The sequence below is a fragment of the Kocuria sp. cx-455 genome, assembly GCF_057707085.1.
The window spans coordinates 1-26212 of sequence record NZ_JBYIPM010000008.1; the positions used below are offsets into that span (position 1 = coordinate 1).

18 protein-coding genes, 5 pseudogenes and 1 other annotated feature are annotated in these 26212 nt (G+C 63.8%); of the genes and pseudogenes, 13 read left to right on the forward strand and 10 right to left on the reverse strand.

Features of this window, described 5'->3' with window-relative positions; translation table 11 throughout:
* Window positions 1-136: 136 nt before the first annotated feature.
* Window positions 137-286, reverse strand: a pseudogene (locus AC3ENJ_RS12130) (IS982 family transposase); the annotation flags it as partial.
* 174 nt (window positions 287-460) lie between these two features.
* Here AC3ENJ_RS12130 and AC3ENJ_RS12135 point away from each other — a divergent pair.
* From AC3ENJ_RS12135 to AC3ENJ_RS12145, 3 genes are all read left to right on the forward strand, one after another.
* The gene (locus AC3ENJ_RS12135; RefSeq protein WP_431814262.1) at window positions 461-706 is read left to right on the forward strand and encodes a DJ-1/PfpI family protein; all 246 of its coding nucleotides are present in this window, start codon (window positions 461-463) and stop codon (window positions 704-706) included.
* Complete coding sequence (locus AC3ENJ_RS12140) at window positions 703-1005, forward strand: putative quinol monooxygenase (protein WP_012397129.1); 303 nt, start codon at window positions 703-705, stop codon at window positions 1003-1005. The genes AC3ENJ_RS12135 and AC3ENJ_RS12140 overlap by 4 nt, the downstream gene beginning before the upstream one ends.
* A 141-nt stretch (window positions 1006-1146) precedes the next feature.
* The gene (locus AC3ENJ_RS12145) at window positions 1147-2277 is read left to right on the forward strand and encodes an NAD(P)/FAD-dependent oxidoreductase (RefSeq protein ID WP_190782458.1); all 1131 of its coding nucleotides are present in this window, start codon (window positions 1147-1149) and stop codon (window positions 2275-2277) included.
* Between the two features lie 156 nt (window positions 2278-2433).
* Here AC3ENJ_RS12145 and AC3ENJ_RS12150 read toward each other — a convergent pair whose 3' ends face one another.
* Window positions 2434-2838 carry a transposase gene (locus AC3ENJ_RS12150; RefSeq protein WP_431814263.1) on the reverse strand — a complete coding sequence of 135 codons (405 nt, stop codon included), beginning with the start codon at window positions 2836-2838 and terminating at the stop codon, window positions 2434-2436.
* On the opposite strand from AC3ENJ_RS12150, the gene AC3ENJ_RS12155 reads away from it, so the two are divergent.
* The 5 genes and pseudogenes from AC3ENJ_RS12155 to AC3ENJ_RS12175 all read left to right on the forward strand — a co-directional run bounded on the left by AC3ENJ_RS12155 (window position 2736) and on the right by AC3ENJ_RS12175 (window position 6822).
* Window positions 2736-3053, forward strand: a complete 318-nt coding sequence (locus tag AC3ENJ_RS12155; protein WP_431814264.1) for a hypothetical protein — start codon at window positions 2736-2738, stop codon at window positions 3051-3053. The genes AC3ENJ_RS12150 and AC3ENJ_RS12155 overlap by 103 nt on opposite strands.
* A gap of 102 nt (window positions 3054-3155) precedes the next feature.
* A pseudogene (locus AC3ENJ_RS12160) lies at window positions 3156-4106 on the forward strand (IS3 family transposase); the annotation flags it as partial.
* Window positions 3456-3590: a sequence feature (AL1L pseudoknot), on the forward strand. (Overlaps the previous pseudogene by 135 nt.)
* 46 nt (window positions 4107-4152) lie before the next feature.
* Window positions 4153-5543: pseudogene (locus tag AC3ENJ_RS12165) on the forward strand (IS30 family transposase).
* A gap of 7 nt (window positions 5544-5550) precedes the next feature.
* Window positions 5551-5868 (forward strand): annotated as a pseudogene (locus AC3ENJ_RS12170) (integrase core domain-containing protein); the annotation flags it as partial.
* A 531-nt stretch (window positions 5869-6399) separates the two neighbouring features.
* Window positions 6400-6822, forward strand: a complete 423-nt coding sequence (locus tag AC3ENJ_RS12175; protein WP_431814232.1) for a hypothetical protein — start codon at window positions 6400-6402, stop codon at window positions 6820-6822.
* 164 nt (window positions 6823-6986) lie between these two features.
* On the opposite strand, the gene AC3ENJ_RS12180 is transcribed toward AC3ENJ_RS12175, so the two are convergent.
* Together AC3ENJ_RS12180 and AC3ENJ_RS12185 are read right to left on the reverse strand one after the other, a co-directional pair.
* Entirely contained in the window at window positions 6987-8126 is a 1140-nt protein-coding gene (locus AC3ENJ_RS12180) for a zinc-binding dehydrogenase (RefSeq protein WP_431814233.1), read from the reverse strand.
* An 81-nt stretch (window positions 8127-8207) separates the two neighbouring features.
* Window positions 8208-9479 carry an MFS transporter gene (locus AC3ENJ_RS12185; protein WP_223841528.1) on the reverse strand — a complete coding sequence of 424 codons (1272 nt, stop codon included), beginning with the start codon at window positions 9477-9479 and terminating at the stop codon, window positions 8208-8210.
* A 212-nt stretch (window positions 9480-9691) separates the two neighbouring features.
* Between AC3ENJ_RS12185 and AC3ENJ_RS12190 the strand changes: the two genes are divergently transcribed.
* Window positions 9692-11170 carry an NAD-dependent succinate-semialdehyde dehydrogenase gene (locus AC3ENJ_RS12190; protein WP_431814234.1) on the forward strand — a complete coding sequence of 493 codons (1479 nt, stop codon included), beginning with the start codon at window positions 9692-9694 and terminating at the stop codon, window positions 11168-11170.
* A gap of 57 nt (window positions 11171-11227) precedes the next feature.
* On the opposite strand, the gene AC3ENJ_RS12195 is transcribed toward AC3ENJ_RS12190, so the two are convergent.
* Window positions 11228-11944 (reverse strand): GntR family transcriptional regulator, encoded by a 717-nt coding sequence (locus tag AC3ENJ_RS12195; protein WP_431814235.1) that lies wholly within the window; start codon window positions 11942-11944, stop codon window positions 11228-11230.
* Window positions 11945-11999: 55 nt separating this feature from the next.
* On the opposite strand from AC3ENJ_RS12195, the gene lhgO reads away from it, so the two are divergent.
* The 3 genes and pseudogenes from lhgO to AC3ENJ_RS12210 all read left to right on the forward strand — a co-directional run bounded on the left by lhgO (window position 12000) and on the right by AC3ENJ_RS12210 (window position 16708).
* Window positions 12000-13262, forward strand: coding sequence for an L-2-hydroxyglutarate dehydrogenase (gene lhgO / locus AC3ENJ_RS12200; RefSeq protein ID WP_431814236.1), 1263 nt, complete (start codon window positions 12000-12002; stop codon window positions 13260-13262).
* Between the two features lie 64 nt (window positions 13263-13326).
* A pseudogene (locus AC3ENJ_RS12205) lies at window positions 13327-14229 on the forward strand (IS982 family transposase).
* A gap of 520 nt (window positions 14230-14749) precedes the next feature.
* Window positions 14750-16708 carry a S8 family serine peptidase gene (locus tag AC3ENJ_RS12210; RefSeq protein WP_431814237.1) on the forward strand — a complete coding sequence of 653 codons (1959 nt, stop codon included), beginning with the start codon at window positions 14750-14752 and terminating at the stop codon, window positions 16706-16708.
* A 24-nt stretch (window positions 16709-16732) separates the two neighbouring features.
* On the opposite strand, the gene AC3ENJ_RS12215 is transcribed toward AC3ENJ_RS12210, so the two are convergent.
* Together AC3ENJ_RS12215 and AC3ENJ_RS12220 are read right to left on the reverse strand one after the other, a co-directional pair.
* Window positions 16733-18262: an MDR family MFS transporter gene (locus AC3ENJ_RS12215; RefSeq protein WP_431814238.1), complete on the reverse strand. Its 1530-nt coding sequence runs from the start codon at window positions 18260-18262 to the stop codon at window positions 16733-16735.
* Between the two features lie 96 nt (window positions 18263-18358).
* Window positions 18359-20512 (reverse strand): prolyl oligopeptidase family serine peptidase, encoded by a 2154-nt coding sequence (locus tag AC3ENJ_RS12220; protein ID WP_190808108.1) that lies wholly within the window; start codon window positions 20510-20512, stop codon window positions 18359-18361.
* Window positions 20513-20569: 57 nt separating this feature from the next.
* On the opposite strand from AC3ENJ_RS12220, the gene AC3ENJ_RS12225 reads away from it, so the two are divergent.
* On the forward strand, window positions 20570-22567 hold the full coding sequence (locus AC3ENJ_RS12225; RefSeq protein WP_190808107.1) for an FAD/NAD(P)-binding protein: 1998 nt from the start codon (window positions 20570-20572) through the stop codon (window positions 22565-22567).
* A gap of 75 nt (window positions 22568-22642) precedes the next feature.
* Here the strand turns inward: AC3ENJ_RS12225 and AC3ENJ_RS12230 are convergent, their stop codons facing one another.
* From AC3ENJ_RS12230 to AC3ENJ_RS12240, 3 genes are all read right to left on the reverse strand, one after another.
* Window positions 22643-23473 carry a cyclase family protein gene (locus tag AC3ENJ_RS12230; protein ID WP_223842211.1) on the reverse strand — a complete coding sequence of 277 codons (831 nt, stop codon included), beginning with the start codon at window positions 23471-23473 and terminating at the stop codon, window positions 22643-22645.
* A gap of 7 nt (window positions 23474-23480) precedes the next feature.
* Entirely contained in the window at window positions 23481-25142 is a 1662-nt protein-coding gene (locus tag AC3ENJ_RS12235) for a thiamine pyrophosphate-binding protein (RefSeq protein ID WP_431814239.1), read from the reverse strand.
* A 101-nt stretch (window positions 25143-25243) separates the two neighbouring features.
* The gene (locus AC3ENJ_RS12240) at window positions 25244-26179 is read right to left on the reverse strand and encodes a sugar-binding transcriptional regulator (protein WP_190808106.1); all 936 of its coding nucleotides are present in this window, start codon (window positions 26177-26179) and stop codon (window positions 25244-25246) included.
* Window positions 26180-26212 lie beyond the last annotated feature (33 nt).

Genomic DNA, 26212 nt, shown 5'->3' on the forward strand with positions numbered 1-26212 from the left:
CACCGGCCGGCCAGTGTTGATCACCAGCTTCACGGCCTCGTCCTTGTACTCAGGAGAGAACTCCCGACGCTGTCTTCCCATGATGAACATCTTCTCTTACAAGGTGTCCACCGCCCGGGGTCAAGCCAGTGCGGGTGAGGAGCCTCGCGGCGACGCGGGAGTAGACGCCGGGGATGGTTCTGCCGCCGTGTTCTTCCAAGGTGAGTTGGCCCTTCAGTGTGTCGAACGCGGACTCGACTCACCGTCGGATACCGCCGAGTTTGCCAAAGCGCGGCTTCTTGTCTTGGCTGACGCGCCCTGGGTTTGTTGGAGACTCCTGACCTTGGAAACGAGGATGGGGTTATGTCGAAGGAACTGGCGAACGGGAAGCCGACGACGCGTCGCTACTCGGTCGAGGAGAAGGCCGCCGCGGTGCGGATGGTGAGGACGCTGCGCGCGGAGCGTCGAAAGCGGCAAGCCCGTGGCGGCGATCTGTCACGGGCCGTGGACGCTGATCGAGGCCGGTGTGGTCGAAGGCCGCACCTTGACGTCCTTCCCGAGCGTCCGCACGGACCTGCGCAACGCCGGTGCTGTCGTCGTCGACCAGGACGTCGTGGTGGACGGGGACCTGATCACCAGCCGCTCGCCCGACGACCTGCCTACGTTCTGCGATACGATGGGGGCGAAATTTGCGAGCAATTCGACCCAGGAAAAGGTGATGTCATGAGCGTGACTAAGGGACTGCTTGTCAGGCTGGAGGCCCTGCCCGGCAAAGAAGACGAGGTCCAGGAATTCCTCGGCATCGGGCGAGGGCTCGTCGAGGAGGAACCGGCCACCGTCGCGTGGTTTGCGATCCGTCTCGGCCCGTCCTCCTTTGGGATCTTCGACGTGTTCCCCGATGACGCTGGCCGCGACGCGCACCTGTCCGGCGCGGTTGCCACCGCTCTCGGCGAGCAGACCGGCAAACTGTTCAGCGAGCCCACGATCGAGAAGTTGGACGTCCTGGGCTCCAAACTTCCCGCCTGACACCACAGACCGGGAGTACTGGCCCAGAGAGGAGGGGTCGTTGCGCGCGGTGACTTCGGGCTTACACAGCCCGCTGACGTCGTGGCAGCGGCCCCTTCTCTTGTGGCCTATCGCTAATCACCAACAGATCGAGGAACCGCGATGACAGGAACTGACAACGGCGTTGCCACGACGCGTTCACCCGAGGTAGCAGTGATCGGGGGCGGGATCGTCGGTCTGTCGACGGCGTACGCGCTGCAGGAGCAGGGCGTGCCGGTGCGCTTGTACGAGGCTGGTCTGCCCGGGACGGGTCAGTCCGCAGGCGAGTCGCGGATCTTCCGGCATGCCCACGACGACCCGCGACTCGTCGCTTTCGCGCGCGAAAGCCGCGGCGTATGGGATGAGTGGGCCGAACACTTCGACGTCGAGCTGGTCTCATCAGACGGTGTCCTGGCGATCGGAGACAGCGCCCTGGCGCGGCTGCGGGTGCTCGATCAGGTCGGCGGCGTGGAAGCGCACGAGATCGACGCGGCCGAGGTCGCCCAGCGGATGCCGCTGCTCGCTGGGTACTCGGGGCCAGCGGTGCTCGACGAGTCGGGCGGCGCGATCCGCACCCGCGCCGCGATCACGGCACTCACGGGTGCCCTCGCAGACGCGGTCACCATCGGTGAGGTCATCTCCATCGATCCCCGCGCCGACGGGACGGTCGAGGTGCGCAGCGTCACCGACCGGGCTGTCTACTCCAAGGTGGTCGTGTGCGCCGGCCGCGAAACCGCCCGCCTGGCACGCAGCGTCGGCCTGTCGCTGCCGGTTCGCCTCGCCGCACACGTACGGCTGACCTTCGACGTGAAAGCCGCCGCCCCGGCACGAGTCGCGTGCCTGCAGGACAGCAGCGGCGTCTTCGGCGAAGTCGGCGTCTACGCGACGCCGCTACCGGGCAACAGCAGCTATTCGGTCGGACTCAGCGACACCGTCGGCGTCCGCGACGACGGTACTTTCATCGACCCGGCGGCGATTCGAGCGCTGGACGAACGCGCACGCGAATACGTGACACGGGCGCTGCCCGGTCTCCACCCAGAGCCGCGCGACTTCCTCCACTGCTGGGTGACCGACCTCCCGTGGAGTGAGGACGGCGTGGCCGTGTGGGAGGCAGGCTCTGTCTTCTTCGTGGCCGGTCACAATTTGTTCAAGCAGGCACCTGCGCTGGGTCGCGCTCTTGCCCGGGCTGCGACCGGCGGCGGTCTCCGCACCGAGCTCACGCCCGAAGCGCGCCTCGGCGAGGCCCAGGGCTAGCCCCGGTCTTTCATGACGGCGGTCGGGATCGTGTCGGAGCCGTGTAGTCGAGTGCGCCCGTGTGCGGAGTGACTGCGGGTACGACGACGGGCTGGCTGGCGCTGTCGGGCTGCGGTTCTCCGGGTGGTGATGTCGGGGGGGGGCGGACGAGCTAGCTCAGGCCGGTTGCGGGATGGCGGCGATGTTCGTGAAGACCGCGACGATCGCGGCTGCCCAGGGCCACGACTCCGGGATCCTAAGGCGACGTCGGCGTGCGCTGTGAGCGAGTCGGGTGGGCACGTGGAGGAATCGGTAGCGCAGCGCCTTCGGCTCGCAGGTTGCCAACGTGGCGGCGGAGCCGATGCATCCGAGCAGGCGGGTCCACGCGGTTAGGTCGGCCCCAATCTGGGTGATCATCAGCCAGGTCTGGTTGATGTTGAACTCCCGCGACGGAATCCGCCCAGGCCGCTGTCCTTGGCGTGGCGGATGCGGTCCTCGACCCGTGCATGGGCCCGGTGCCGGGCCTCGAGAAAGGCGAGCTGGCCGGCCGTGGTGTTGGTGACGAAGGCTTCGTAGCGCCAGCCGTCGCGTTCCTCGAACAGAGACAGTTGCGCGCCGGGGTGGGGGCGTTCGCGACGCACGATCACCCGTATCCCGGCTGGCCACTTGGCGAGAACCTTCGGGTCGATGAGGCCGGTCAGCTCGGCGACGTCGCCGCCCTCACGAACGCCGCCGTCGGCATCGAATGCTGGGGGGGGGACCAGAAGGGGACCACGAAAAACGACCGCCGGACATGATGAAGCCCAGCTGAGAAACCTGCTCTCACCTGGGCTTTTACGTCGGTCTGAAGCGCCCTGGGTTTGTTGGAGACTCGTGACCTTGGAAACGAGGATGGGGTTATGTCGAAGGAACTGGCGAACGGGAAGCCGACGACGCGTCGCTACTCGGTCGAGGAGAAGGCCGCCGCGGTGCGGATGGTGAGGACGCTGCGCGCGGAGCTCGGTGTCACGCAGGGAGCCGTGCAGCGCGTGGCGACGCAGCTTTGGTTACGGGGTCGAGTCGGTGCGGATGTGGGTCAAGCAAGCCGACATCGACGACGGCGTCACCCCGGGCGTGAGTAGCGCTGAGGCGCAGCGGGTGCGTGAGCTCGAACAAGAGAACCGGGAGTTGCGGCGGGCGAACGAGGTGCTCAAGCGGGCCGCCTCTTTCTTCGGGGCGGAGCTCGACCGCCACTACCGGAAATAGTCGTGTTCATCGACGCGAACAAGGACGACGTCGTGGACGCTCGCCGGCTCGGAGTCGAGCTCATCTGCAGACTGCTGCAGGTGGCCCCGAGCAGCTACTACGCCGCCAAGACCCGTGCGCCCTCGACACGTGCCGTGCGGGACAAGGAGTTGATCCCACTGCTGGTTGAGCTCTGGGAGAGCAACTACCGGGTCTATGGGGTCCGTAAGCTCTGGAAAGCCGCCCGACGCGCCGGGATCATGATCGGCCGAGATCAGACCGCCAGGCTGATGCGCGCCGCAGGGATCGAGGGCGCCAGACGGTCGAATCGAGTGAAGACGACGCGGCCGGATTCGGCGTCGGCGCGGCACCGGGACCTCGTGAAGCGGGAGTTCACCGCGACGGCACCGAACCGGCTCTGGGTGACCGATCTGACGTTCGTGCCGACGTGGGCAGGTGTCGCGTATGTGTGCTTCATCGTCGACGCGTTCTCCCGCATGATCGTGGGGTGGCGGGTCGCGTCGCACATGCGCACCGAGATGGTTCTCGACGCGATCGAGATGGCCCGCTGGTCCAGAGGCCACCATCACGCCGACCTGCGGTGTCACGGCGACGCCGGGTCTCAAGGCGGATTCAACTGGTCGTCGCAACACCTCGTGAGAGGGGTGTGTGATGGGTCGTCGTCAGCAGGCCGCGGACCGGGCTGTTCGTCCGAAGTTGCGGTCGCCGGGGCATCCAAAGTTCCAGCGGCCGGTCGAGGCGGCCTTCTGGAGAGCGATCGCGCAGGGACTGCGGAGGCCTCAGCGGTTGCGGGCGTGGCGCAGGCGGTCGGAGCACGGTGGTTCCACAACGCTGGGGGCATTCCACCGTTGGACCTGGACTTCACCCCGTCGAGCCGCTACCTCAGCTTCGCCGAGCGGGAGGAGATCGCGATCCTGAACGCCCAAGGCAACGGGGTTCGCGACATCGCCCGGGCGCTCGGCCGGGACTCGGGCACGATCAGCCGCGAGCTGCGCCGCAACGCCGCGACTCGGGGCGGGACGGGGGAGTACCGGGCATCGGTGGCGCAATGGAAGGCCAACATGGCCGCCAAGCGTCCCACACAGGCGAAGCTCGTCACCAACCCGCGGCTGCGTGAGTATGTCGAGCAGCGCCTGTCGGGCAAGGTCTCTCGCCCGGACGGCACCGTGGTCGCTGGACCGCAGCCGCCGCGGTTCACGGGCCGCAACAAGCCCCATCGCAAGGACAGGGCCTGGGTGCTGGGCTGGAGCCCGGAGCAGATCAGCAACCGGTTGAGGCTCGACTTCCCCGATGATGAATCCATGCGCATCAGTCACGAGGCGATCTACCAGTCACTGTTCATCGAAGCCAGAGGCGCTTTGAAGAAGGAACTCGTCTGGTGTCTGCCCACGGGCCGGGCGCTGCGGGTCCCTCGAGAACGATCCCGTCGCAAGACCTGGGCCCACGTCACCGAGGGAACGTTGATCAGCGACCGCCCCGCCGAAGCCGACGACCGCGCCGTCCCGGGACATTGGGAGGGCGAGCTGCTCATCGGGCTCGAGCGCTCTGCCATCGGGACCGTGGTGGAACGCACGACCCGGTTCACGATGCTGGTCCACCTGCCCCGCGAGGAGGGCTACCAGTTCAGGGCATCTATCGAGAACGGTCCGGCACTGGCAGGCTACGGCGCGATCACCATGAAGAACGCACTGGTGGACACGATGTCGACTCTGCCAAAACAGTTAGCACGCTCGGTGACCTGGGACCGCGGCAAGGAGATGTCGGCCCACGCCCTGTTCACGGTCGAGACAGGGACCCCGGTCTACTTCGCCGATACCGTCTCACCCTGGCAACGCGGCACGAACGAGAACACCAACGGACTACTGCGCCAGTACTTCCCCAAGGGCACCGACCTGTCCCGCTGGACGGCAGAAGACATCAACGCCGTCGCCCACGCCCTCAACAGCAGGCCCCGCAAGACCCCCGGCTGGAGAACCCCTGCCGAAGCCTTCAACGAGTACCTACAATCAACCCAACAAGCCGGTGTTGCAACCACCGGTTGAACCCCGTCAATTCACGTCCATCCGCTACGGCGAACGCCTCGCGGAGATCGGCGCGACCCCCTCAATCGGGACCGTCAGCGATTCGTATGACAACGCCTTTGCCGAGACGGTGAACGGGTACTACAAGGCCGAACTCGTCCGCGGGCCCGCCCGCACAGGGCAGTGGAAGACGGTCGAGGACCTCGAACTCGCGACGCTCGGCTGGGTGCACTGGCACAATACGCAGCGCCTCCACGGCTAGCTCGGTGACGTCCCGCCCGCCGAGTTCGAGAACGCGTTCTATGCTGTCCCCAACGACCGCAATCTGCTGGTCGGAATCAAATAGCGCGAGTCTCCATCAGACCCAGGGCGCGTCAGGACGCAACTCCGGTGAGATCACCGTCTGCAGTCACCAAGGACTGGGGGCAGCAATCATCCCGGGGCCTTCCGGCCTGCACACCCACATCTCCTATGAAAAAGGTAACGGGGGGAAGTACCGCACTGCGCAGGAGGACATCGGGGGCCAGTTCCTGCCGTTCACCGCCGCGACCGACTGGGACGACACACGCCCCGAGGCTTCGTTCCCCGCCATGAGATCCAGTGACGGCCCTGCAGCTATGTTCAGCAGTTTCCGGGAAATCTTCTTCGGCACCGCCCCGGCCAGGTGTCCGACATCCTCGATGGTCACCGTAGGGAGCCCTTCGAGGCCGAGATGACGTGCTTAGGTCCGATGCTGGGCCACGAGCTCACCGGGCTGCCATGAGTGGCCTTCTCCCTCTCGCTCCTGGGTTTGTCCAGCCGGCAGATTCCTCTTCCGGGCCTCCCCCTCACCGCGGGAAAGAAACTGATCGGACGGGACGCCGCCCTGCGCGCCCTGATGGACATCACAGTTAACCGCGCGATACGACGTCTGCACAACGAGGTACGTCGGGCCGTCGGGCTACCGGCGACCTCCGAGCTGGGCAAGGACCCGGCCCTCGCCCGGCAGCTGGTGCTGTGTCAGGGGATGCCCGAGCTGGAGCCAGCCCGACCGGATCTGCCCGAGCACCTGCACCATGTCGGGGACGCCGCCGCCGGCACGCGCACGGTCGAGCCCGCCCGGGTTGGTTGGAGCAGTCCCAGCCGCCCGGTTGTGCCCGTGTCCGAGGGTACGCTCGGACGTTGTCACGACTCGCTGGTGACCCGCACACTCGCCGGGTACGCGATCCGCTCGGGCTGGGTAGCGGCTGATATGAGCTTGACCGCCACCTCGGGCCCGACCAGAGCCAGGGAGCAGCTCAGTCCGTATCGGGATCGGTGAGCGGCGCGTGCCTGGCGCGGTCCGAGGTTCTGGTGGGTGCGACCGCACATGTGGCACAGCGGCCGGCCATCCACGACGGAGAGCATCCCGTAGAAGCCGACACCGTCGGAGTCTCCGAGACCGGACGAACTGAGCGCCACTGTCGTGCACCCGTACATCCAATTTCAAGCTTTATTTTTGGAGTCCGGTCTAAGTGCAGCCTTTGTGACTGATCCGGAAGCCACGTCGGCAAGAGCGTCGTTGACGTCGTGCAGGGGGTAAACGGAGAGAATAGAGGCCAAATCGTGGTTCTTAGCAAGCAGGGGAAGCGACTTAACGTATTTAACGTAATGGGCCGGAGCAAACCCCCATGATCCGAACATCTTTAGCTGCTTTCTGGTAATCAAATGCGGGTTGATGGGCGTAGCCCCATGGTCTGTGTATTGGCCCAACACCAATAGCTGCCCATTCGGACGTGCCAGGTCGATGGACTCGGCCACAGCTGACGGAACACCGGCACACTCGATGACCACATCGGCCCCTCTGCCATTTGGGGTGAGCTTTAGGAACGCGTCCAAACGTTCCGAAGCCGTTGGGTAAGCATCCATATCAACACCCGCATCTGCAGCCGCTATTTGTAGCGCCATCTCAATGCGAGAGGTGGGCCCGCCGAGTATCACGACGAGTGCAGCACCCATAGCTTTGGCATACATGGCTGATGCCAAACCAACGGGTCCAGCGCCCTGAACGGCCACGACAGACCCCGGTTCAATCTTAAGGTTCTCGACCACTCCATGGATTGCCGTTGGGCCGGCGCACCCCAAGGTGATGACTTCCTCGAAACTTACCGATTCCGGGATCTTGATGATCGTTGTCCCGGCCTCCAGCGCCATCATTTCGGCCCAGCCGCCCTTCAGGTGAGGGGCGTCTGAAGCGCGACGATTGATGCCATAGATCTTCCGGTTCAAGCACAGAGTAGGTTCCTTCAGTACTAGACACTCATGACAGGAGCCACAGGGGATATTATTCGCCCATGCAACCCGGTCGCCTACCGCAAGGGATTGTCCTTCAACGTCTGTTGTGAGGTCATCGCCTAGGTTCCGAATCCAGCCCACGGCTTCATGCCCCATCGCCAGGGGCAACGGGACGTTTAGGTGTCCCGTTCGCAGATGAACGTCCGTTCCACAGATTCCTCCTAGGGCCACCTCGACGATGGCGCCTCCAGGAGAAGGACGGGGTTCCGGAAAGTCCTGCAAGGTGAGGGGTCCGTTGATTTCTTCAAGAACAGCAACTTTGGGCAAAGGATTTTCCTTACGATTAGGCATGGGTCTGATCTTTCCTAATGGGCAGGAAGGACTCATGTGCATGGCTTTGTATGATGCTGGAATTTGTAAGTGTAGATACTGCTAGCGTCCGCCGCTACTTTTAATGGATGAGTCGGTAGATATCTGAGGGCTCGGCTCCTGATGCTTTCTGCTCAATGCGATTGCCACGAACCCCACAAGTGCCGCAATGGAGACATAAAGTGCGATTGATATCCACGATCCTGTGTTCTGAAGTAAGGATGCGGCGATTAGGGGAGCTGGCGCCGAGGTCACGATGCCTCCGATCTGATATGCCAGCGAAGAACCGGTAAAACGGACCTCCGGTTGGAAGAGTTCAGGGATGAAGCTGGCGACAACGGCATAGGCTGTGGCGTGTGCAATCGGCAACGCCAGAATCATCGCCGCGAGAACACCCAAAGGCTGTCCGGTGTTCACCAACCAGAAGACGGGAAAAACAAGGACCGCAACCATAACGGCGCCGGTCAGCATGATCTTCTTTTTACCTATCCGATCCGCGATGACGGCCACCAGTGGGATGGTGAAAACCGCAATGGTCGACGCAACAATCAGGGCCACAAACACGGCATTCCGCGACAGTCCGACATGTCCTGGCCCATAACTTAGCAGATAGACCGAAGAAATATAGAAGATGATGTTCGGGGAGGCCAGTGTAAAGATACCGAGGATCAGAGGCCACCAAGCTGTTCGCAGAAGTTCGAACAAAGGGATACGAACTTCACGCTTGTCGGCTTTCATTTGCAAGAACTCAGGGGATTCTGTAATGCGCAGACGAATGAACAGACCCACCACGATTAGCGCGGCCGAGATCCAGAACGGAACGCGCCAGCCCCAGGAGTGAAAGGCAGCCTCGTCCATCATCTGCACGAACAGGAAAATTGTCGAGGACAGGACAAGGGCCGCAGGCACACCTGACTGTGTCCAGGACGCGTAGAAGGCTCGCTTGTTTTGCGGAGCATGTTCAAGGGCCATGAGGACGGCCCCGCCCCATTCGCCGCCCACGGCTAGTCCCTGAAGAAAACGTAGGGTCACGAGAAGAATAGGTGCCCAAATACCGATGGTGGCATAGTTTGGCAGGAAGCCCACTAGGAACGTCGAAATACCCATGAGCATTAGCGACCAAATGAGAATTGTCTTGCGACTCACCTTGTCCCCGAAGTGGCCGAAAATAATGCCACCGAAGGGACGGGCGATAAAAGCCACGGAGAATGTGGCAAGCGAAGCAAGCGTCCCCGCTGCAGGGGACAGGGCGGGGAAGAATTGCGCGTTGAGAACCAACACCGCGGCCGTGCCGAAAATATAGTAGTCGTACCACTCGATGGTGGTTCCGATCATGGAGGCGCCGGCTACGCGCCTCATCCGAGCACGCTCGGATTGCTTAGTCGTTGTCATCGGTCTCTCCGCATCCGTAACGTGATGTAACTCACCATGCCGTGTAGCTTGGATCACATGTATGATGACTTGCATGTAACGTGTAAGTCAACCTTCGTGCACTAAGTTACTAGTACCGGTTCGTGCCTCTGACGTCTTGGAAGGATCCGTTCCTCATGAAGCCATCAACTTGGACAAGCTTGTCCGCGCCCCACGGTCAGATCGAGGTCCCGACGGGGCTCTTCATCGGCGGAGAATGGCGCGTTGCGTCGAACAACAACACCTTCGAAGTTCAGAATCCGGCCGATGAGACGGTCATCGCTGCAGTGGCAGACGCGTCACCGGAGGATGCGTTGGAGGCCCTGAGCGTGGCTACCAGCGTCCAGAAAGAGTGGGGGGCGACAACCACCCGTCACCGCTCGAACATATTGCGTCGCGCCTACGATCTGCTGATCGAGCGCAAGGAAGACATCGCCTGGGTCATGTCCTCGGAGATGGGTAAGCCCCTGGCTGAGGCCCGCGGTGAAGTACAGGTTTCTGCCGACTACATCCAGTGGTATTCCGAGCAGGTCCCGCAGCAACGGGGTGGATATAGCGACGCCCCAAACGGTGGCTACAAAATCATCACCACACACCAGCCAGTGGGCCCGTCCTATCTCGTCACGCCGTGGAACTTCCCGCTGTCGATGGGTGCGCGTAAAGCTGGTGCTGCCCTGGCCGCTGGTTGCACCGTCCTCATCAAGCCCGCAGCACTCACGCCGCTCTCGACCCATATGTTTGTTCAGCTCCTCCATGAGGCGGGAGTTCCCGAGGGCGCTCTTAACCTCATCACGACCAGCTCTGCCTCCCGACAGTCGAAGGCCCTTATGTCTAGGCCGACGTTGCGTAAAATCAGCTTCACGGGATCGACGGCAGTCGGCACGACATTACTCAAGCAGGCTGCAGACCACGTGATGGCCTCATCCATGGAGCTCGGCGGAAATGGACCCTTTGTCGTACTCTCGGATGCTGATCCAGTCGAAGCCGCGAGTGGGGCAGTAGTAGCGAAATTCCGAAACGCAGGTCAAGTGTGCGTCGCGGCGAACCGAATCATCGTGGAGAAGTCGGTGGCCCCGGCATTTCGAGAGGCTTTCTTGGCCAAGGTTGCCCAACTTAAGATCGGCCCGGGCACCGAAGAGGGTGTTGATATAGGCCCCCTTGTTGATGAAAACCAGCGCAACAATGTACGGAAGTTGCTCGAAGATGCCATCGGTCAGGGTGCGGTGGTCTTAGCAGGCGGCGAGACTGCACCCGGGGCCGGCTACTTTTTACCACCAACCGTAGTCGCTAATGCCTCCCTGGATTCTGCGATTGCCACCAACGAAATATTCGGGCCGATCGCGTCTATCTACGAAGCGGAAAGCGACGATCAGGCGATCGAGATCGCGAACGGTACGCCGTTTGGGCTGATTTCTTACCTCTACACCCGCGATATTAATAAGGCGATTCAGGCAGCGGAACGCCTCGAAAGCGGAATGGTTGGCATTAATCGTCCCGTAGTCGCAGACCCAGCCGCACCGTTCGGTGGCATCAAAGCCTCCGGGCTTGGAAAAGAAGGCGGTCACAGCGGCATCGAGGAGTACCAAATTGAAAAATATATCGCTCTTACAGTGTGACCTGCTAAGCAGCGAAGGTGTCTACGAGGGGTCGCTCAAGGGCAGGTTGAGTTGTAGTCAGCTTCGCTCCGTCAGCCAAGCGATGGCTTCGTCGGCGTCGACCTCACCAAATTCGGGACGATCCCGCGTTTCCTGCCGAATCAAGATTCGGGCAGTATTCGCTATGTGCCGCGATACCGCACGGCTGACGTCGTCGGCGTCGTCTCGGCGGTATGCGGCAATGATGTCCGCGTGGTCGTCAAAGCACTCCATCGCGGTGCGCGAGGTGGGGACTGTACCCACTCCTGTACTGAGCACGAAGTCGCGCTGTTCCTGGAGCAACTCCCGCGCCTTATCGTTCCCAGCGCCAGCCATTAAAGCACGATGGAAGTCACGATCAGCGCGCAGGACGGCTCCGGGGTCGCCCGACTCCGCCGCTGCACGAAACAACTCTACGGCAGCCTCGAACTGCGCCGCAGAAATGTCTGTCTTCAACTGTGTCGCACGACGAGACATCGGAACCTCGAGCATTAATCGCACTTGGAACACCTCAATCAATGACTTGACTGAGGTGTTGAGCACGCGCACCCCGCGGTTTTTCTCGATGACAACCATGCCGCGCCGCGAGAGGACCTGCAACGCCTCACGGATGGGCGTACGAGACACCCCTAGCTGACGGGCCAATTCCGAACCGGTGTACAGCCGGTCAGGGATCAAGTCGCCCGCGATGATGGCACCTCTGATCGATTCCACAGCCTGTTCGGTCAGGCTCACACCACGACTCACCGTATCCATTCCGCCAGTATCTCAAATCCAGCACCAGAGTCAGTTTCGAAGGAGCGATTCAACAATGTCCACACTTTCGTTCGGAGTGATCGGCGCAGGGATCGTCGGCGCAGCAGTCGCACGCGAAATCACCCATCGGTTTCCGGGCGCGGAAATCACCGTCCTTGACAAGGCAGACGCTGCGGCCGCCCACCAGACTGGGCACAACTCAGGTGTCGTCCATGCCGGGCTGTACTACCAACCCGGTAGCCTCAAGGCGCGCCTGTGCCGCCGCGGCGTCCACTTATTGCACGCCTACGCGAATGAAAAGAATTTGCCGTTCGACAAATGCGGCAAGATCGTGGTGGCACTAACACCGGTGGAGGAAGCCCGACTGCGTGACATCAAAGAGAAAGCCCTGGCCAACGGTGTACCCGACGTCGAACTTCTGGGTCCCGAGGGTATTCGAAGTGTTGAACCCAACGCAGTGGGTCGAATAGCGCTGCACTCTCCTCACACAGCAATTATTGATTATGCCGCGGTCACGCGTGCGCTCATTGATGATGTTCAGCGGGCTGGGGGGCGGGTGATACTGGGGGCTGAGGTCGTTTCCATCGCTAACGGAGAACGGGGGTGTGCAGTAACTGTGGAGCGTGGCGGTGAGCAAACTACCCATACCTTTGATCACCTCATTGCCTGCGCAGGACTGCAGTCCGACAGAGTCGCGCGCCTGGCGGGAGGAGCCACCTACCCCAAGATCGTACCATTCTTCGGCCAATACTCACTGCTGGCCCCAGAACATCGAGACATCCTGAATGGCCTGGTGTACCCGGTGCCGGATCCGGCATATCCATTCTTGGGAGTTCACCTCACTAAGCGGGTGGACGGGGAGATGCTTGTCGGCCCCAATGCGTTTTTATCCTTTGGCCGGGAGAACTACAACGGTTGGCACGTTGGGCTCAAGGACAGTATTGACGTCGCGGCCAGCCCGGGCTTCTGGAAGTTTGCCGGGCAAAACATGCAGGCGGCTGTTCAAGAGTTCGGTGCTGTTATTTCCCGGCAGAAGTTCCTAGCCGGCGCTGCTGCGTATGTGCCCAGCCTGGAAGGGGCCGCATCCACACCCATTACCCGCGGCATCCGCGCCCAGGCCATGGATCGAGACGGCCAACTCCTCGATGACTTCGTCATAGAGGACATCGGTAGCGCGACATTATTACGCAATGCGCCCTCACCCGGCGCAACTTCGTCTCTTGCAATCGCCGAACACCTCGTCGACAAAATCGGCCACCATCTCCGCCTTACTAAGCACACTTTCCGTAAAGATGGTGACCGCGCCCTAGATGAGTGAGTCCTATTAGCGTTTGACCGCGTGGAGGCTGTTCATAGGAAGCGGAGGGGGCTAAACCCTGCTTGTGAAGACAGATCTGAACATCCTCCTGAGCGCACCTCACGTGCATCTTGAGGATCGGGTCATGCCCAGGTTCGACTTTTCTCGTGATCGGCATCCGGGGCGCAAGCCTGCTTTGAACGACGTCGAACTGCTGTGCCTGCTCGTGGCGCAGCACCTGATCGGCATCGCCTCGGACCGCAGAGGGATCCGCTACGCCCGCAAGCACTTGACCGGGATGTTCCCGAACCTGCCCCAGCAATCGGGATGGGGCAAACGCGTGCGCCAAGCACTGTGGCTGATCTCCGCAGTGATCACCGAGCTGGCTCGCGATACCCCGACCTGGGGCGAAGCCAAGAGACTGATCGACTCGACGCCGCTGCCCTGTGGAAAGTCTCGAGAGACGGTGAAACGATCCGACCGCGCCGGGCAAGGCGGCTATGGCTACTGCGCCTCGCACTCTCGATTCTTCTGGGGATTCCGGCTCTACCTGACCTGCACGCCCGGGGAAATGCCTATCATCTGGGGGCTGGCCAATCCGAAAATCGGCGAGCGAGAAGCCGCCGAAGCCATGCTCCGCCACGACCGGCATCTTCTTCAGCCCGGGCAAGTGATCGTGGGCAACAAGGGCTTCGCCGGACGCGAATTCGAAAGTTTCATCACCGACGAACTCGGCGCGCAACTGATCCGCCCTGGCCGCCAAGACGAGAAGCCGCGCTTTGGCAAACTCGGCGGTATCCGACGGTGAGTCGAGTCCGCGTTCGACACGCTGAAGGGCCAACTCACCTTGGAAGAACACGGCGGCAGAACCATCCCCGGCGTCTACTCCCGCGTCGCCGCGAGGCTCCTCACCCGCGCCGCCGGAATCTGGCACAACTGGCTCATCGGCACACCAAACAAGCGACTCCTCATCGCCTACGACCACTAAACCTAAACGGACTCACTCATCTAGGGGAAGACCCACGGCCGGTACTCCCGGAGGATATGACGGCGTTCCTCTGGGTACTGAACATGTACCAGGACGCACTAGGCAAGCCGCTCAAGGTACTCCCAAACGAGGACCGCATCCCTCGCTTTCCCCCCTGATTGGGCCCGTTGACGCCGTCAACTTACCTCCTAGTTTCCAAACACTTACGGTTAGGTTAGTTCCGCACAGAACCGGCGTAAGCCAATTCCGAAGCAGTTCGTGAGTGGTTTTCACATCCCCGTCTCCGCCCAATGCGAGACCCCTTCTTCCCCGCAACCGCGGGGAGGAAGGGGTCTTTTTCATGCCCTGGCGCGGGCAACCACAACCCACCAAGATACCGGTTTGATAACTTCCATGGCCGCACGTATTTACGATGGTAAACTCCGACCACTCGCAGTTCGCACTTCCTGCCAACGGACAATCAGCCCATGAACGACCGCGCTGATCACAGCGACAGGTTGCTGTTTCCCAGGGAGAGACCATGAAGACCAGCGCCGCACGAACATTCCTGATGATCTCGCTAGCGACGCTGCTGGTGGCGACTGCCGCGCCCGCGGTGGCGGCCCCGCCGGAAGGGCCGGCCCCGGAACAGCAGGCGCAAGTGCAGCCGCCCACCGTGGGAGGCATCGGTTCTTTGGGGAGGGGAACCGGCACCCAGGGCACGGTGCTACCGGAAACGGACCGGATCGTCGTGAAGTTCAAGGACGAGATTTCCGAGGGACAGAAGGAAAATGTCCTGGCGGAAGTTGAAGAGACCACGCAGATCGAAGATCCCGAAATCGTCAAGACCACCGGCAACGCGGAAGATGTCGTGGAGTCCGACGCGATGCTTGACAAGGCCGAACAGCAAGCGGTGGTAGAGACCATCGAGGAAGACCCGGCTGTGGAATCTGCCGAGCCGGACCAGATCGTGGTCAACGCCCTTGCGGGCTTTGCGGGAACCACTCCGAATGACCGGTACTGGGGTTACCAGTGGGGCCCCAGAAACATCGGTGCCCCCGGTGCATGGTGGCACGGGACCGGTGACGGAGTAGTGATCGGCATTGCGGACACGGGCCAGACCAACCACCCCGACCTGAACGGCAAAACGGTTCGGGGCTACGACTTCCTGTCCGACCTGTACCACTCCCGAGATGGCAATGGTCGGGACGGCAACCCCCAGGACATGGGCGACTGGAGTCCAGGGCGGGCCAGCTGGTGGCATGGATCTCATGTGGCGGGTATTGCCGCGGCGCAGACGAACAACCGCGCGGGGATTGCGGGCGTGGCACCCAGCGCCCGAATTCAACATGCGCGCGTACTCGGGGCTGACGGCAGGGGTTACGTCTCCGATATCGCGGACGGTGTGATGTGGACGGCGGGTATTGCCATTCCCGGGGTCCCCAAGAACACCACCCCGGCCAAGGTCGTGAACTTGTCCGAGGCCTGGGACGCGACAAGCTGCGCACCGGTCATGCAGAACGCCATCAACCGAATGCATCAAATCAATGTTCCGCTCGTGGTGGCGGCGGGTAACGCCGCCAAGAGCGCAAATCTCGCGTCCCCGGCCAATTGCCCCGGCGCGATCGTGGTGGGCGCCACGACGTCGCGCAATACGATCACCGGATATTCCAACTGGGGCCCCATGGTTGATGTCGTGGCACCCGGTGGCGACAACAACGCGCCGATCTGGTCAACGGTCAACACCGGGAAGTTCTCGCTGGGATCACCCACCTACGGGGACCTCAGCGGCACGTCCATGGCGGCCCCGCATGTTGCGGGCGTCGTGGCAATGATGAAGGAACGCGACCCCAACCTGGGGGTGGAAGCTATCAGGAACACCCTGCGGACCACGGGAACCACCGTGAGCGGGTATCGAAAGGTCGACGCCGTTCGGGCCGCGCGCGCGGTCAAGCCCACGGTCCGCGGCGCCATTGCGCAGTACTACAACGCACGGGGAGGCGCCGCGGTCTTCGGCGCCCCGACCACGGGTGAGTTGAGTACCGGAGTGGGCGGGGTGTCGCAATCGTTCGTGCGCAACGGCAGGACCACCAAAATCTTCTGGTCATCCCGTACCGGCGCGCAGGAACTCAAGATGTGGACGGGAATCGGCACCCGGTACACGTCCCTGGGCGGGCCCGGTGGCGTGGGTATTCCGTTCAACAGGGAACGCCCCACCGCCACGGGCGGCGTTTACCAGGGGTTCGTGAATCCCCGAACGGGCCGGACGGTCAAGATCCTGTGGAGTTCCAGGTCCGGGGCTCACCCGATCGAGGAAAAAACCGCCATCGGCCAGAAGTGGTCGCGTAGCGGGTACGAGACCGCGGTGGGTTACCCCACGATCGCGGAGACCCGGACCCCGGCCGGGGCCTATCAGCGTTTCATCAACATCAAGACCGGGGTGCGAACCCAGTACACGTGGACCCCGCGCGGCGGAATCGTAGTGAGTCGGGTGGGGTGAGCGCGCCGCCGGGGCCACTCTCGATCAGGGGGTTACCGGTTCGGAACCCTCCATCGTCACGTGAGTGTTCTCAGGGGTGGACTTGCGCATGAACAGCGTCAGCACGAACGCCGCGCCGCCCAGCACGGTGGCTGTGAGGAAGGCCGCGTGAACGCCCGGGATTGCGTCGGTGGTTGTGGAACCGTCCGGGTTCTGGAGCACCGTGGTGCCTGCCTGCAGGATGCCCACCAATAACGCGGTGCCTGCCGCGCCGGCCACCTGCTGCAGGGTGGAGAGGGTCGCGGAGCCGTGCGAGTACAGCGACGGCGGCAGCGGGTTCAAACCGGCGGTGAACGCCGGGGTGAAGATCATGGCCAGACCCACGGACATCGCGATCTGGAGCACGACGATCCACCACACAGCGGTGTCCGGCTGCAGCCGCGAGAAGTTGAACATCACGAACGTCAGCAGGACCGCACCGGGCACGGCCAGCGGGCGGGGGCCGTAGGCGTCGAACAGGCGGCCGATCACAGGGCCCAGGAGGCCCATGATCAGGCCACCGGGCAGCAGGATCAGACCGGTCTGGAGCGTGTCCAGGCCGCGGATGGTCTGTAGGTACAGGGGCAGCACGATCACGCCGCCGAACAAGGTCATCATGGCGAGCGCCAACAGCGCCACGGACACCGTGAAGTCACGGTGTCTGAAGGTGCGCAGGTCCAGGAAGGGGTTGCCCTTGCGCTGCAAATTCAGCTGGCGCAGGGCAAAGGCTGCGACGAGCAGAGCACCCACCAAAAGAATCACGGCGCCGCCGGCGGCAGAGGTCGCCCAGCCCATGAAGGAATTGGAATCTCCGCCCTGCGTGCCGCCGGCACCCACCGTGGAGAGGCCGTGCACCAGCAGCCCGAAGCCGAACACGGACAGCGCCACCGAGAGCACGTCCAACCGTAGGTCGCCGCGTGAACCGACGTCTCGGAGGCGGGTCACCCCGATGATCAAGGCGAGCACGGCAATGGGGAGAACGAACCAGAAGATACTGCGCCACGGGAAGTGCGCCAGGATGACCCCGGAAATCGTGGGGCCCAGGGCCGGGGCCACGGAGATCACAATGGACACGTTGCCCATCACCAGGCCGCGGCGTTGCTTGGGAATCAACGTGAGGATAGTGGTCATCAGCAGCGGCAACATGATGGCGGAACCGAAGGCCTGGATGACGCGCGCCACCAGCAGAATCGCGAAGCTGGGGGCCAGAGCGGCCAGCAATGTGCCCAGCGCGAAGGACCCCATGGCCAGGCCGAAAACGGCGCGCGTGGAAAACTTCTGCAATAGGAATCCGGTGGTCGGAATGACCACGGCCATGGTCAGCATGAACGCGGTGGCGACCCACTGCACGGTGGCCGCATCCACGTGAAGGTCCGCCATCAAGTGGGGCAGCGCCACGTTCAAAATGGTTTCGTTCAGGATGACCACGAAAGCCGCGATCAGCAGAACGGCAATGGTTCCCATCGCGCCCGGGGCGGTCTGCGGGGAATGCTCCGCCGTGCCGCCCGATACGGGTTGAGAGGGTGAAGAAGGCAAGAGTGATCTCCAACGTTTAAGTGTCTTGAGGATGTGCCCGTTGGCAGATCCGTACCAGGGCCGTCAGCCAGAATAGCCACGGTGCCTTGCCGGTGACTAACGGCCCGTGCGACCCGAGAGCATCTGCCACATGAACTGGTGGGACCGCGCGTGCAGCGCAGCAGCCTGCCGGTTGTCCGAAGCCCCGGCGTGACCGCCGTCCGTGGCCTCGTGGAACCACATGTTCTGGTGCCCCTGCTCGATCATCTTGGCCGCCATCTTGCGCGCTTGCACCGGTCCCACGCGGTCATCCGAGGTGGCGGTCCAGATCAGCGTGGGCGGGTAACTCGTTGTCTCGGACAGTAAATGATAGGGCGAGAACGTGCGCATGTACTCCCATTGTTCCGGCTGGTCCGGATCGCCGTATTCCGCGATCCATGATGCCCCGGCCGAGAGTTTGGTGTATCGGCGCATGTCCAACAGCGGCACACCGCATGAGATCGCACCGAACAGCTTGGGATAGGTGGTCAACATGTTCCCGACCAACAACCCGCCGTTCGAGCCGCCGGCGCACGCGAGTTTCGGGGCGCTGCACACGCCACGTCGCTGCAGGTCCTCCGCGACCGCCGCGAAATCCTCGTACGCACGGTGCCGGTTCTCCTTGAGCGCGGCGGTGTGCCACGACGGTCCGTACTCACCGCCGCCGCGAATGTTCGCGACCACGTACACGCCCGTGCGGCCGTTCTCGTCCCTGCGGGTCAGCCATGAGATGCCGGTGGCCCCCGAATACCCCGGGGTGCGGGAGACCTCGAAGCCCCCGTAGCCGCTGAGCAACGTGGGATTCAGTCCGTCGAGTTCCAGCTCGCGCGGGCCCACTTGGAAGTACGGAACGCGCGTACCGTCCGCGGACACGGCGAAATGCTGGGTCACCTCGAGTCCTTGCGCGTCGAAGAACGATGGCGCTCGCTTCAGGATAGTGGGTGCGCCCGCCTCGCGCGCGGCGGCGTCGGCTTCGGCGCCGAGCACCGAGGGGTTGGGGAGGGAGCCGCGGCCCAAGGATGAGGGTATGAGGAAGCCGGTGACCGAGAAGAAATAGTCGTTGCCCACCTCGGGATCCTCGTTGTCCACGGCCCAGGCGGAGGCGCTGTGCAGCGGGGGGATGCCGGGCAGGGGAGTGAGCTCCCAGACGCCGGGCACCGTGGAGTAGAGCGCGGAGGAGACATCGTGCAGGGTGTTAAGGATCAGGTGATCGCGGGTCCAGGACCAGCCCTCCAAGCTGGTGTGCGCGTCCGGGGTGAAGACCGGGCGCACGCTACGATCGCCGCGCATGAACGCATCAACACGGGCAGCAAGTAGGGAGCCGGCGGGGTACTCGGTGCCGTTCAATTCCAGCGTGTGGCGCGGGCGCATCAGGAGCCATTGCTTGTGCAGATCCACGCTCACGGTGGGGTCCAGGTCCAGCTCGACCCACTGCTCCCCGCTCCACACGTGCGTGCGCGCCGTGAAGAAGTCCGCCAGGTCCATCGCGATCACGCGCTCGAAGCCGGGTGTGTGGTCCTTGTAGACCGCTGCCTGTGCGTGGGTCACGGGAACCTCGAAAATCACGGGCGCGTCCTTGACCCGCTGGCCGCGGCAAACACGGCGCACCTGGCGCGGATACGAGGACTCCGTCATGGAGCCCGGGCCGGTGTCGGTTGCCACAAACACTGTGTCCGCGTCCACCCAGGAGACCGAGGACTTGGCCGTGGGCACGTCGAAGCCGCCGGTCACGAACTCCCGGATTTCGAGGTCGAACTCGCGTGTGCGCACGGCATCCCCGCCATCGGGGGACAGCCGGACCAGAGCGCGCTGCCACTGCCCGTCCGTGTACTGCGGGCGCAGCAGGCGCGCGCCGGAGAACACCCACTCCACGCTCTCGGTTCGGGCCAGGTGGTCGATGTCCAACAGCACGTCCCACTCGGGGTTGTCGCCGAGCCACGACTCCCACGTGGTGCGCCGCCACACCCCGCGCGGGTGCTGGGCATCGCGCCAGAAGTTGTAGTAATGCGGTCCGTGTTTGGTCACGGCCGGTATGCGCGAGGGGCTGTCCAGCGCGTCCAGGACGCGTTCGGTCATGGATTCCAGGTCCGGTCCGTCCAGCAGGGTGTCGGTGCGCCGGTTCTGCTCCCGCACCCACTCCATGGGTTGTTCCCCGTGGATCTCCTCGAGCCACAAGAACTCATCAGCGGGCTCGGTCAGTGGGCGGGCGGACGCGGTGGGAGGAGTGGCCATGGGCCCATGCTACGGGCGGGGTAAGACATGCACGGCTGGCTCGTTATCCTGGTGGTCATGGTGAGTCAGCGACGAGTGGTAGTGGTGGGTGCGGGTCCCCGGGGGCTCTCCGCGGTGGAACGGCTGACGGCACGAGCGGCTCGAACCCGCGCCCGGGTGCACATCGACCTGGTGGACCCCTTTCCTCCCGGCGCGGGCCACGTATGGCGCACCGATCAATCGCTGTTGTTCCTGATGAACACCCCCTCGTTGTTCCCCACCGTGATTGCGTCGGACGGCGCATTGGACGTGGACCCGCTGGCCGAGGTGCGGAACATGAGCTTCGACAGGTGGCGCCGCGGCGTCGTCGACGGCGACATCACACCCGAGAACCCCCTGAACGAGGCCGAACGCGCAGCGCTGGCCGGGTTGACCGCGCAGGATTATCCGCCCCGGGCCTTGTACGGGCGGTATCTCGAATGGATTTTCGCCACGCTCAACCGCCACTTGCCGACCAACGTGACGCTGGCCGTGCACCGGGCCGAGGCCGTGGACGCGTGGGTCCAGGAAGAGGCCCGGCACCGCTACGCCGTGGAACTCGCCGGTGGTCAGTCGATCCCGGCGGACGCCGTGGTGCTCGCCCTCGGCCACTTGGACGCGCACCTGCGCCCCGATCAAAAGGAACTGGTGGACGGCGCGGCCGAACACGATCTCACGTACTGGCCGCCCACCGTGCCCGCCGATGCGCGGTGGAGTGAGGTGCCCGCGCAGGAAACCGTGCTCGTGCGCGGCATGGGCCTGAATTTCTGTGACGCGCTCGCGCAACTCACCGAGGGTCGCGGCGGCACCTTCGAACCCGATGAGAACAACCCGGAACGCTTGATTTACCGGCCCTCCGGCCGGGAACCGCACATTGTCGCGGGTTCCCGCCGGGGCACCCCGTATCGCGCCAAGCCGCAACTTGAGGGGTACTACGCGCACACCCTGCAGACTCGGTTCTTCACGCTCGAGGCCGTCCAGCAGCTGCTGGACGGCAGCGCCGAACAACTCTCGTTCGAGCGTGACTTGTGGCCCCTGATGCGCAAGGACGCCCACTGGAACTACTACCGTGTCCTGGCGCGCACCTCCCCGGATGCGTTCACCCAGCCCGCGGGTGACTTCCTGCGCCGGCTGGACGCCATTCTTCTCGACGACGACGGCGCTCGCTGGTCCCAGCGGGTCGAGGCGTTGGTCTCCGCCTCCGTGGTACCGGGCCGGCAGCTGCAGCAAGAACGGTTGGCGCGACCCTTCGAGGACATCAATTTCGACAGCCACGACGAGTACGCCGCTGCGGTGGTGCATTACCTGGACCGGGATGTGCACGGTTCGCTGCGGGGCGAGGATGATCCCATCAAACTGGCCATCGCGTCCCTCAATGCCGCCCGCACCGTGCTCAAGTGCGTGCTGGCGGAGGCAGGGGTTTCGGATTCCTCGTGGGTCAACGAGCTGCGCAGGGAATTCGAGCCGTTCGTCGAGGGCCTGGCCTCAGGCCCACCCGTGCTGCGCATCCAGCAGGTGGCCGCTCTCACGCGGGCGGGCGTGCTCCGTTTCCTCGGTCCCGAACCGCGTTTCGTGGTGGACCGCAATGATGGTTGCTTCGTGGCGGCCTCACCGTGGGTCAGTGACGCGCCCGTCCGGGCCCGCTGGCTCATCGAGGCCATGTCACCCGCCAACGACGTGCACCGCAACATCTCCCCGTTGCTGTCCAACATGCACGAGCGGGGCCTGGTGCGCGGCAAGCTCATGGAAACACGCGACGGCGCCAGCCCCGTCACGAGCACGGGGCTGGACGTCAGCGCGAGCGCTCTCCGCGCTGGCACCGCGCTGGGCGGTCTCACACTCGGTACTGGGGCGTTCGCCTACCGGGTGGTGGGTCAGAAGGACGCCGTGGAACCTGGGATTTTCGTGCTGGGCCTGCAATTGTCATCGGTGCAGTGGGGAGTCTCGATTGCCGCGGAAGCGGATTCCCCGGCGCATCTGGGTGCGCGCACGCTCGCGGACGCGGACCAGGTGGCGCAGGCGATCCTGGCGGGTTAACCGGCTCGGGCCACCCAACCCGGACTGCACCTCACCGAGCCGTCCGGACCTCGGCCGGTCTTCTGCCCGCGGGCACTACTCGGCGTCCACCAACGCGTAGACGCGGGACGGGCTGCCGGTCCCGCCCGCAATGGGAAGAGGCGACACCACGAGAAGCGCACCGGTGGGCGGCAACTCACCCAGGTTCTGTAGGGACGTGATGCCGTACTTGTCGTTGCCTAGCAGGTAGTGGTGCATGGGGAAGGCCGGATCCAGTGTGCCGGCGGCTCCGGCGTCGATGCCGACTGTCTCGACACCCACACCCGAGATCGCCCGCTCCTCACCGAGCCATCGTGCGCATTCCACCGTGAACCCGGGGCTGTGGGGTCCGTTCTCGTCCTTGTTCAGGAACGCTTCCCGATCCTGGGCGAAACAGTCCCAGCCGGTACGGAACAGGACCCAGGCGTTGGGCGGGATAGCACCGTGTCCGGCTTCCCAGGTCTGAATGTGGGAGACATCCACCAGAAAGTCCGCGTCCCGTCCGGCCTCGGTGGTGAAGTCCAGCACCACAGCGGGCCCGATCAGCCGGGCGGGTTCGATCTGCGAGACGTCCTTGCCGTCGCGGCCGGTGGCCCAGTGAACAGGAGCGTCAATGTGCGTTCCGATGTGCTCACCCGTGTGGATGTTGTAGTGCTTCCAGAATGGCCCGGGTTCGTTGTAGGCCGACACTTCCTCGAGGGAGAAGTCGATGAGATTGGAAAACGGCGCCGGCAGCTCCAGCGTGGGGGTGGCTGAGCTGAGTTTATTGGTGAGGTCGATCACTCGAACCTGCTGATCGGTCAGTGCGCGGGTGAGTTGTGAGATGACGCCCACGGCGTGCTCCTTGTCCGTAAATGTCTGTGGGTGGAAGGGATCGGTTGATGTCATGGTGTGGTCAATGTCCCTTGAACGCCTCGGCGAGCCACCACGCCCCACCGTCCGAGGCAATGCGCGCGTCCACGACCAAGGGGACCTCGCGCGGTCCGTCGAGCCAGTGCGTGACACCGGGCAGGTCGGCCAGGGACCTCACCGTTATTCCGTGCGCGCCATAGCCTCGGGCAATGGCGGCGATGTCCGTCTCCGGGAAAGTCACCGTCTCAAGATCCTCTTCCGAGGCCCGATCGAAGTGATGGATCTCAGCCCCGTACGCGGAGTCGTTGTAGACGAGCACCACCAGAGGCAGCCCCAGTCGGACAGCCGTTTCCAGTTCGGAGATGGCCATGAAAAAACCGCCGTCACCGGTCGCGAGTACGGGCAAGCGGTCGGGTCGAGCCAGCGCCGCTCCGATCGCGGTTCCCAGTCCCAGGCCAATGGATTGGAAAGCCTGGGTGAAGCAGAAACCGAATTCGTCCGGCACGTCCAGGTAGGCGCTTGGATAGCCCATGAAGTTGCCCGAATCCACGGAGACGACGCGCTCAACCGGCAGCAGTGTGTTGACCTCACGCGAGAACACGCGCGGGTCGAGGTGGGTATCCGTGGAGAGGTCCTCGATCTCCTCGCTGGCCCACCGCGCATGCGACTCGATCCGCTGCGCCATCTCCGGGGTTCGCCACGTTTCGCCGCCGACGCCGCTCAGACCCTCTGTCACGTCCGTGGCGGTTTCCGCGCAGTCACCGAGCACGCCGAGGTCGACGGGGCGGTGGGCGCCCAGGGCATCCAGGTCCACATCCACCTGCACCACCTTTGCGTCCGGGCCGATCAGAGATCCGTGCCTCATGGTCCACATGTTCAGGGCGCACCCCCATCCGACGATCAGATCCGCGTCAGCAACGGTGGCGGCCGTGAAGGGGGATGAGAAACCACCCGAGATGCCCAGGTTGAACGGGTCATCGTGGAACAGTCCGTGAGCCACAGCAGACGTGGCCAATAACGCGCCGGATACTTCAGCCAGCTCCCTGAGTTCGCGAGAGGCGTGGCGCCCGCCTCGACCGGCCACGAACACGGGCTTCTTGGCCTGGCTCAAGTGCCTCGCGAGTTCGGCCACGGCCTGTTGTGAGGGGCGAACCGGTTGCGCCGCGGACACTGCCGGAAGTGCCGAGGAATCGAAGTCGACCAGTGCCTGTTGAATGTCCGTGGGCACGGACAGCACCACGGCCCGCCGTTCGGTCAGGGCCGTTCGGTAAGCCCTCACCACGTCGGCGACGGCGCTCGCGGGGGAGTGCACACGCTCGGCGATGGCACCCACGCTGCGGGACAAGGAATCCTGGTCCACGTTGAAGTTCGAACGCACCGCCGCGCTCGCGGTGTCTGCGGTGAGAACGATCATCGGAGTGCGGCTCTTCGCTGCCTCGGCAAGGCCCGTGAGCGCGTTGGTCAGCCCGCACCCCTGGTGAGTGCACACCAGTGCCACCCGAACGGACATGCGTGCGTATCCGTCGGCCATCATGGCCGCTCCGCCCTCGTGGCGCGCGGCGGTGAACGGTACACCCGCTCGGCGCAGTGCCGCGGTCATTTCGAAGTTCCCGCTGCCCACCACGCCAAAGCAGTGACCTGCCCCGAGCTCGGCCAGTACGGTGCCCACCACGTGGGCCACGGTGCGGTTTTCAGAGGGGGCCACGGGTCTCCTTGTGCGTCATGACCCGCGCGTCATTGCGGGGTCTTGAGCCCAATATGGCACATGCTTCTGACGTGCAGAAGCAGCCGCGCAACGGTGTCGGGTTAGGCGAGAACCGCCCGGGCGGTGTCCTCGTCGGTGACCAGGTGGGATACATAGCCGGCACCCAGGGCGGCCTTCAGCGGGCGAACCTTCTGCTGCCCGCCGGCCACGCAGATTCGCGTCTGCTTGGCCTTCAGATTCTGCAAGGACACTGCCACGGTGCGTTCTTCGAGGTCGGGCAGGCACGGTTCTCCGTGCTCGTCAATGAAACGCGAGCAGATGTCCCCCACGGCGTGTTCGAGCAGCGTTGCTTGTTCGGCGGCGGAGAGATAGCCGAGTTTCAACAGTGTGGAGTCCGGGCTCATGGTTCCCACCGTGAAGATGGCAGTTTGGGCGTCGCGACCCAGATCCAGGATGTGTTTGATGTGCCGATCTTCCTCAACCACCCGTTTGACCTGTGCATTGTCGAAGATGACCGGAAGCGGCAAGGTCTGGGGATAGGCGTTGAACGCCTCGCAGAACAACCGGATGGTTTCGTAGTGACTCGCGGAACGTGAGGTCAGCGTGGCCCCGCCCTTGAGCTGGACCACCTGCACGCCATGGCAATCGGCCGGTTGGAGCGAACGGGCCACCGCGTGCATGGTGCGGCCCCAGGAGATTCCGAGCAGATCGCCGTCGGCAACGTTTTCCTCGAGCATGAGGGCGCCCGCGGCACCCAACTCGCGGACGAGGTCATCGTCGGTGGGCTGGTTCGTGATCACCCGCGCCTGCGCCAATCCGAAGCGCGCACGCAGCTGATCCGCCACCGCAGTGGAGACCTGGCGCGGATCGTGGATCTCAATGGTGACGAATCCGCGATCCTTGGCGTGTTGGATCAGCTTGGACACGGTGGGACGAGAGACCCCCAGTTCACGGGCCACGTCTCCCTGGGACAGGCCGCGCTCGTAGTAGAGGCGAGCGGCGCTCAGTCCCTGGAGATCTCGGGGGCTCAATGACATGGGAGTCTCTCGTTCGTGAAAGGTGGTGATGGA

Excerpts from the sequence above, each read along its gene's own strand:
- AC3ENJ_RS12140 (WP_012397129.1), top strand. The coding sequence starts at position 703 with ATGAGCGTGACTAAGGGACTGCTTGTCAGGCTGGAGGCCCTGCCCGGC.
- AC3ENJ_RS12145 (WP_190782458.1), top strand. The coding sequence starts at position 1,147 with ATGACAGGAACTGACAACGGCGTTGCCACGACGCGTTCACCCGAGGTA.
- AC3ENJ_RS12175 (WP_431814232.1), top strand. The coding sequence starts at position 6,400 with ATGGACATCACAGTTAACCGCGCGATACGACGTCTGCACAACGAGGTA.
- AC3ENJ_RS12180 (WP_431814233.1), bottom strand. The coding sequence starts at position 8,126 with ATGCCTAATCGTAAGGAAAATCCTTTGCCCAAAGTTGCTGTTCTTGAA.
- AC3ENJ_RS12185 (WP_223841528.1), bottom strand. The coding sequence starts at position 9,479 with ATGATCGGAACCACCATCGAGTGGTACGACTACTATATTTTCGGCACG.
- AC3ENJ_RS12190 (WP_431814234.1), top strand. The coding sequence starts at position 9,692 with ATGAAGCCATCAACTTGGACAAGCTTGTCCGCGCCCCACGGTCAGATC.
- AC3ENJ_RS12195 (WP_431814235.1), bottom strand. The coding sequence starts at position 11,944 with ATGGATACGGTGAGTCGTGGTGTGAGCCTGACCGAACAGGCTGTGGAA.
- lhgO (WP_431814236.1), top strand. The coding sequence starts at position 12,000 with ATGTCCACACTTTCGTTCGGAGTGATCGGCGCAGGGATCGTCGGCGCA.
- AC3ENJ_RS12210 (WP_431814237.1), top strand. The coding sequence starts at position 14,750 with ATGAAGACCAGCGCCGCACGAACATTCCTGATGATCTCGCTAGCGACG.
- AC3ENJ_RS12220 (WP_190808108.1), bottom strand. The coding sequence starts at position 20,512 with ATGGCCACTCCTCCCACCGCGTCCGCCCGCCCACTGACCGAGCCCGCT.
- AC3ENJ_RS12225 (WP_190808107.1), top strand. The coding sequence starts at position 20,570 with ATGGTGAGTCAGCGACGAGTGGTAGTGGTGGGTGCGGGTCCCCGGGGG.
- AC3ENJ_RS12230 (WP_223842211.1), bottom strand. The coding sequence starts at position 23,473 with ATGACATCAACCGATCCCTTCCACCCACAGACATTTACGGACAAGGAG.
- AC3ENJ_RS12240 (WP_190808106.1), bottom strand. The coding sequence starts at position 26,179 with ATGTCATTGAGCCCCCGAGATCTCCAGGGACTGAGCGCCGCTCGCCTC.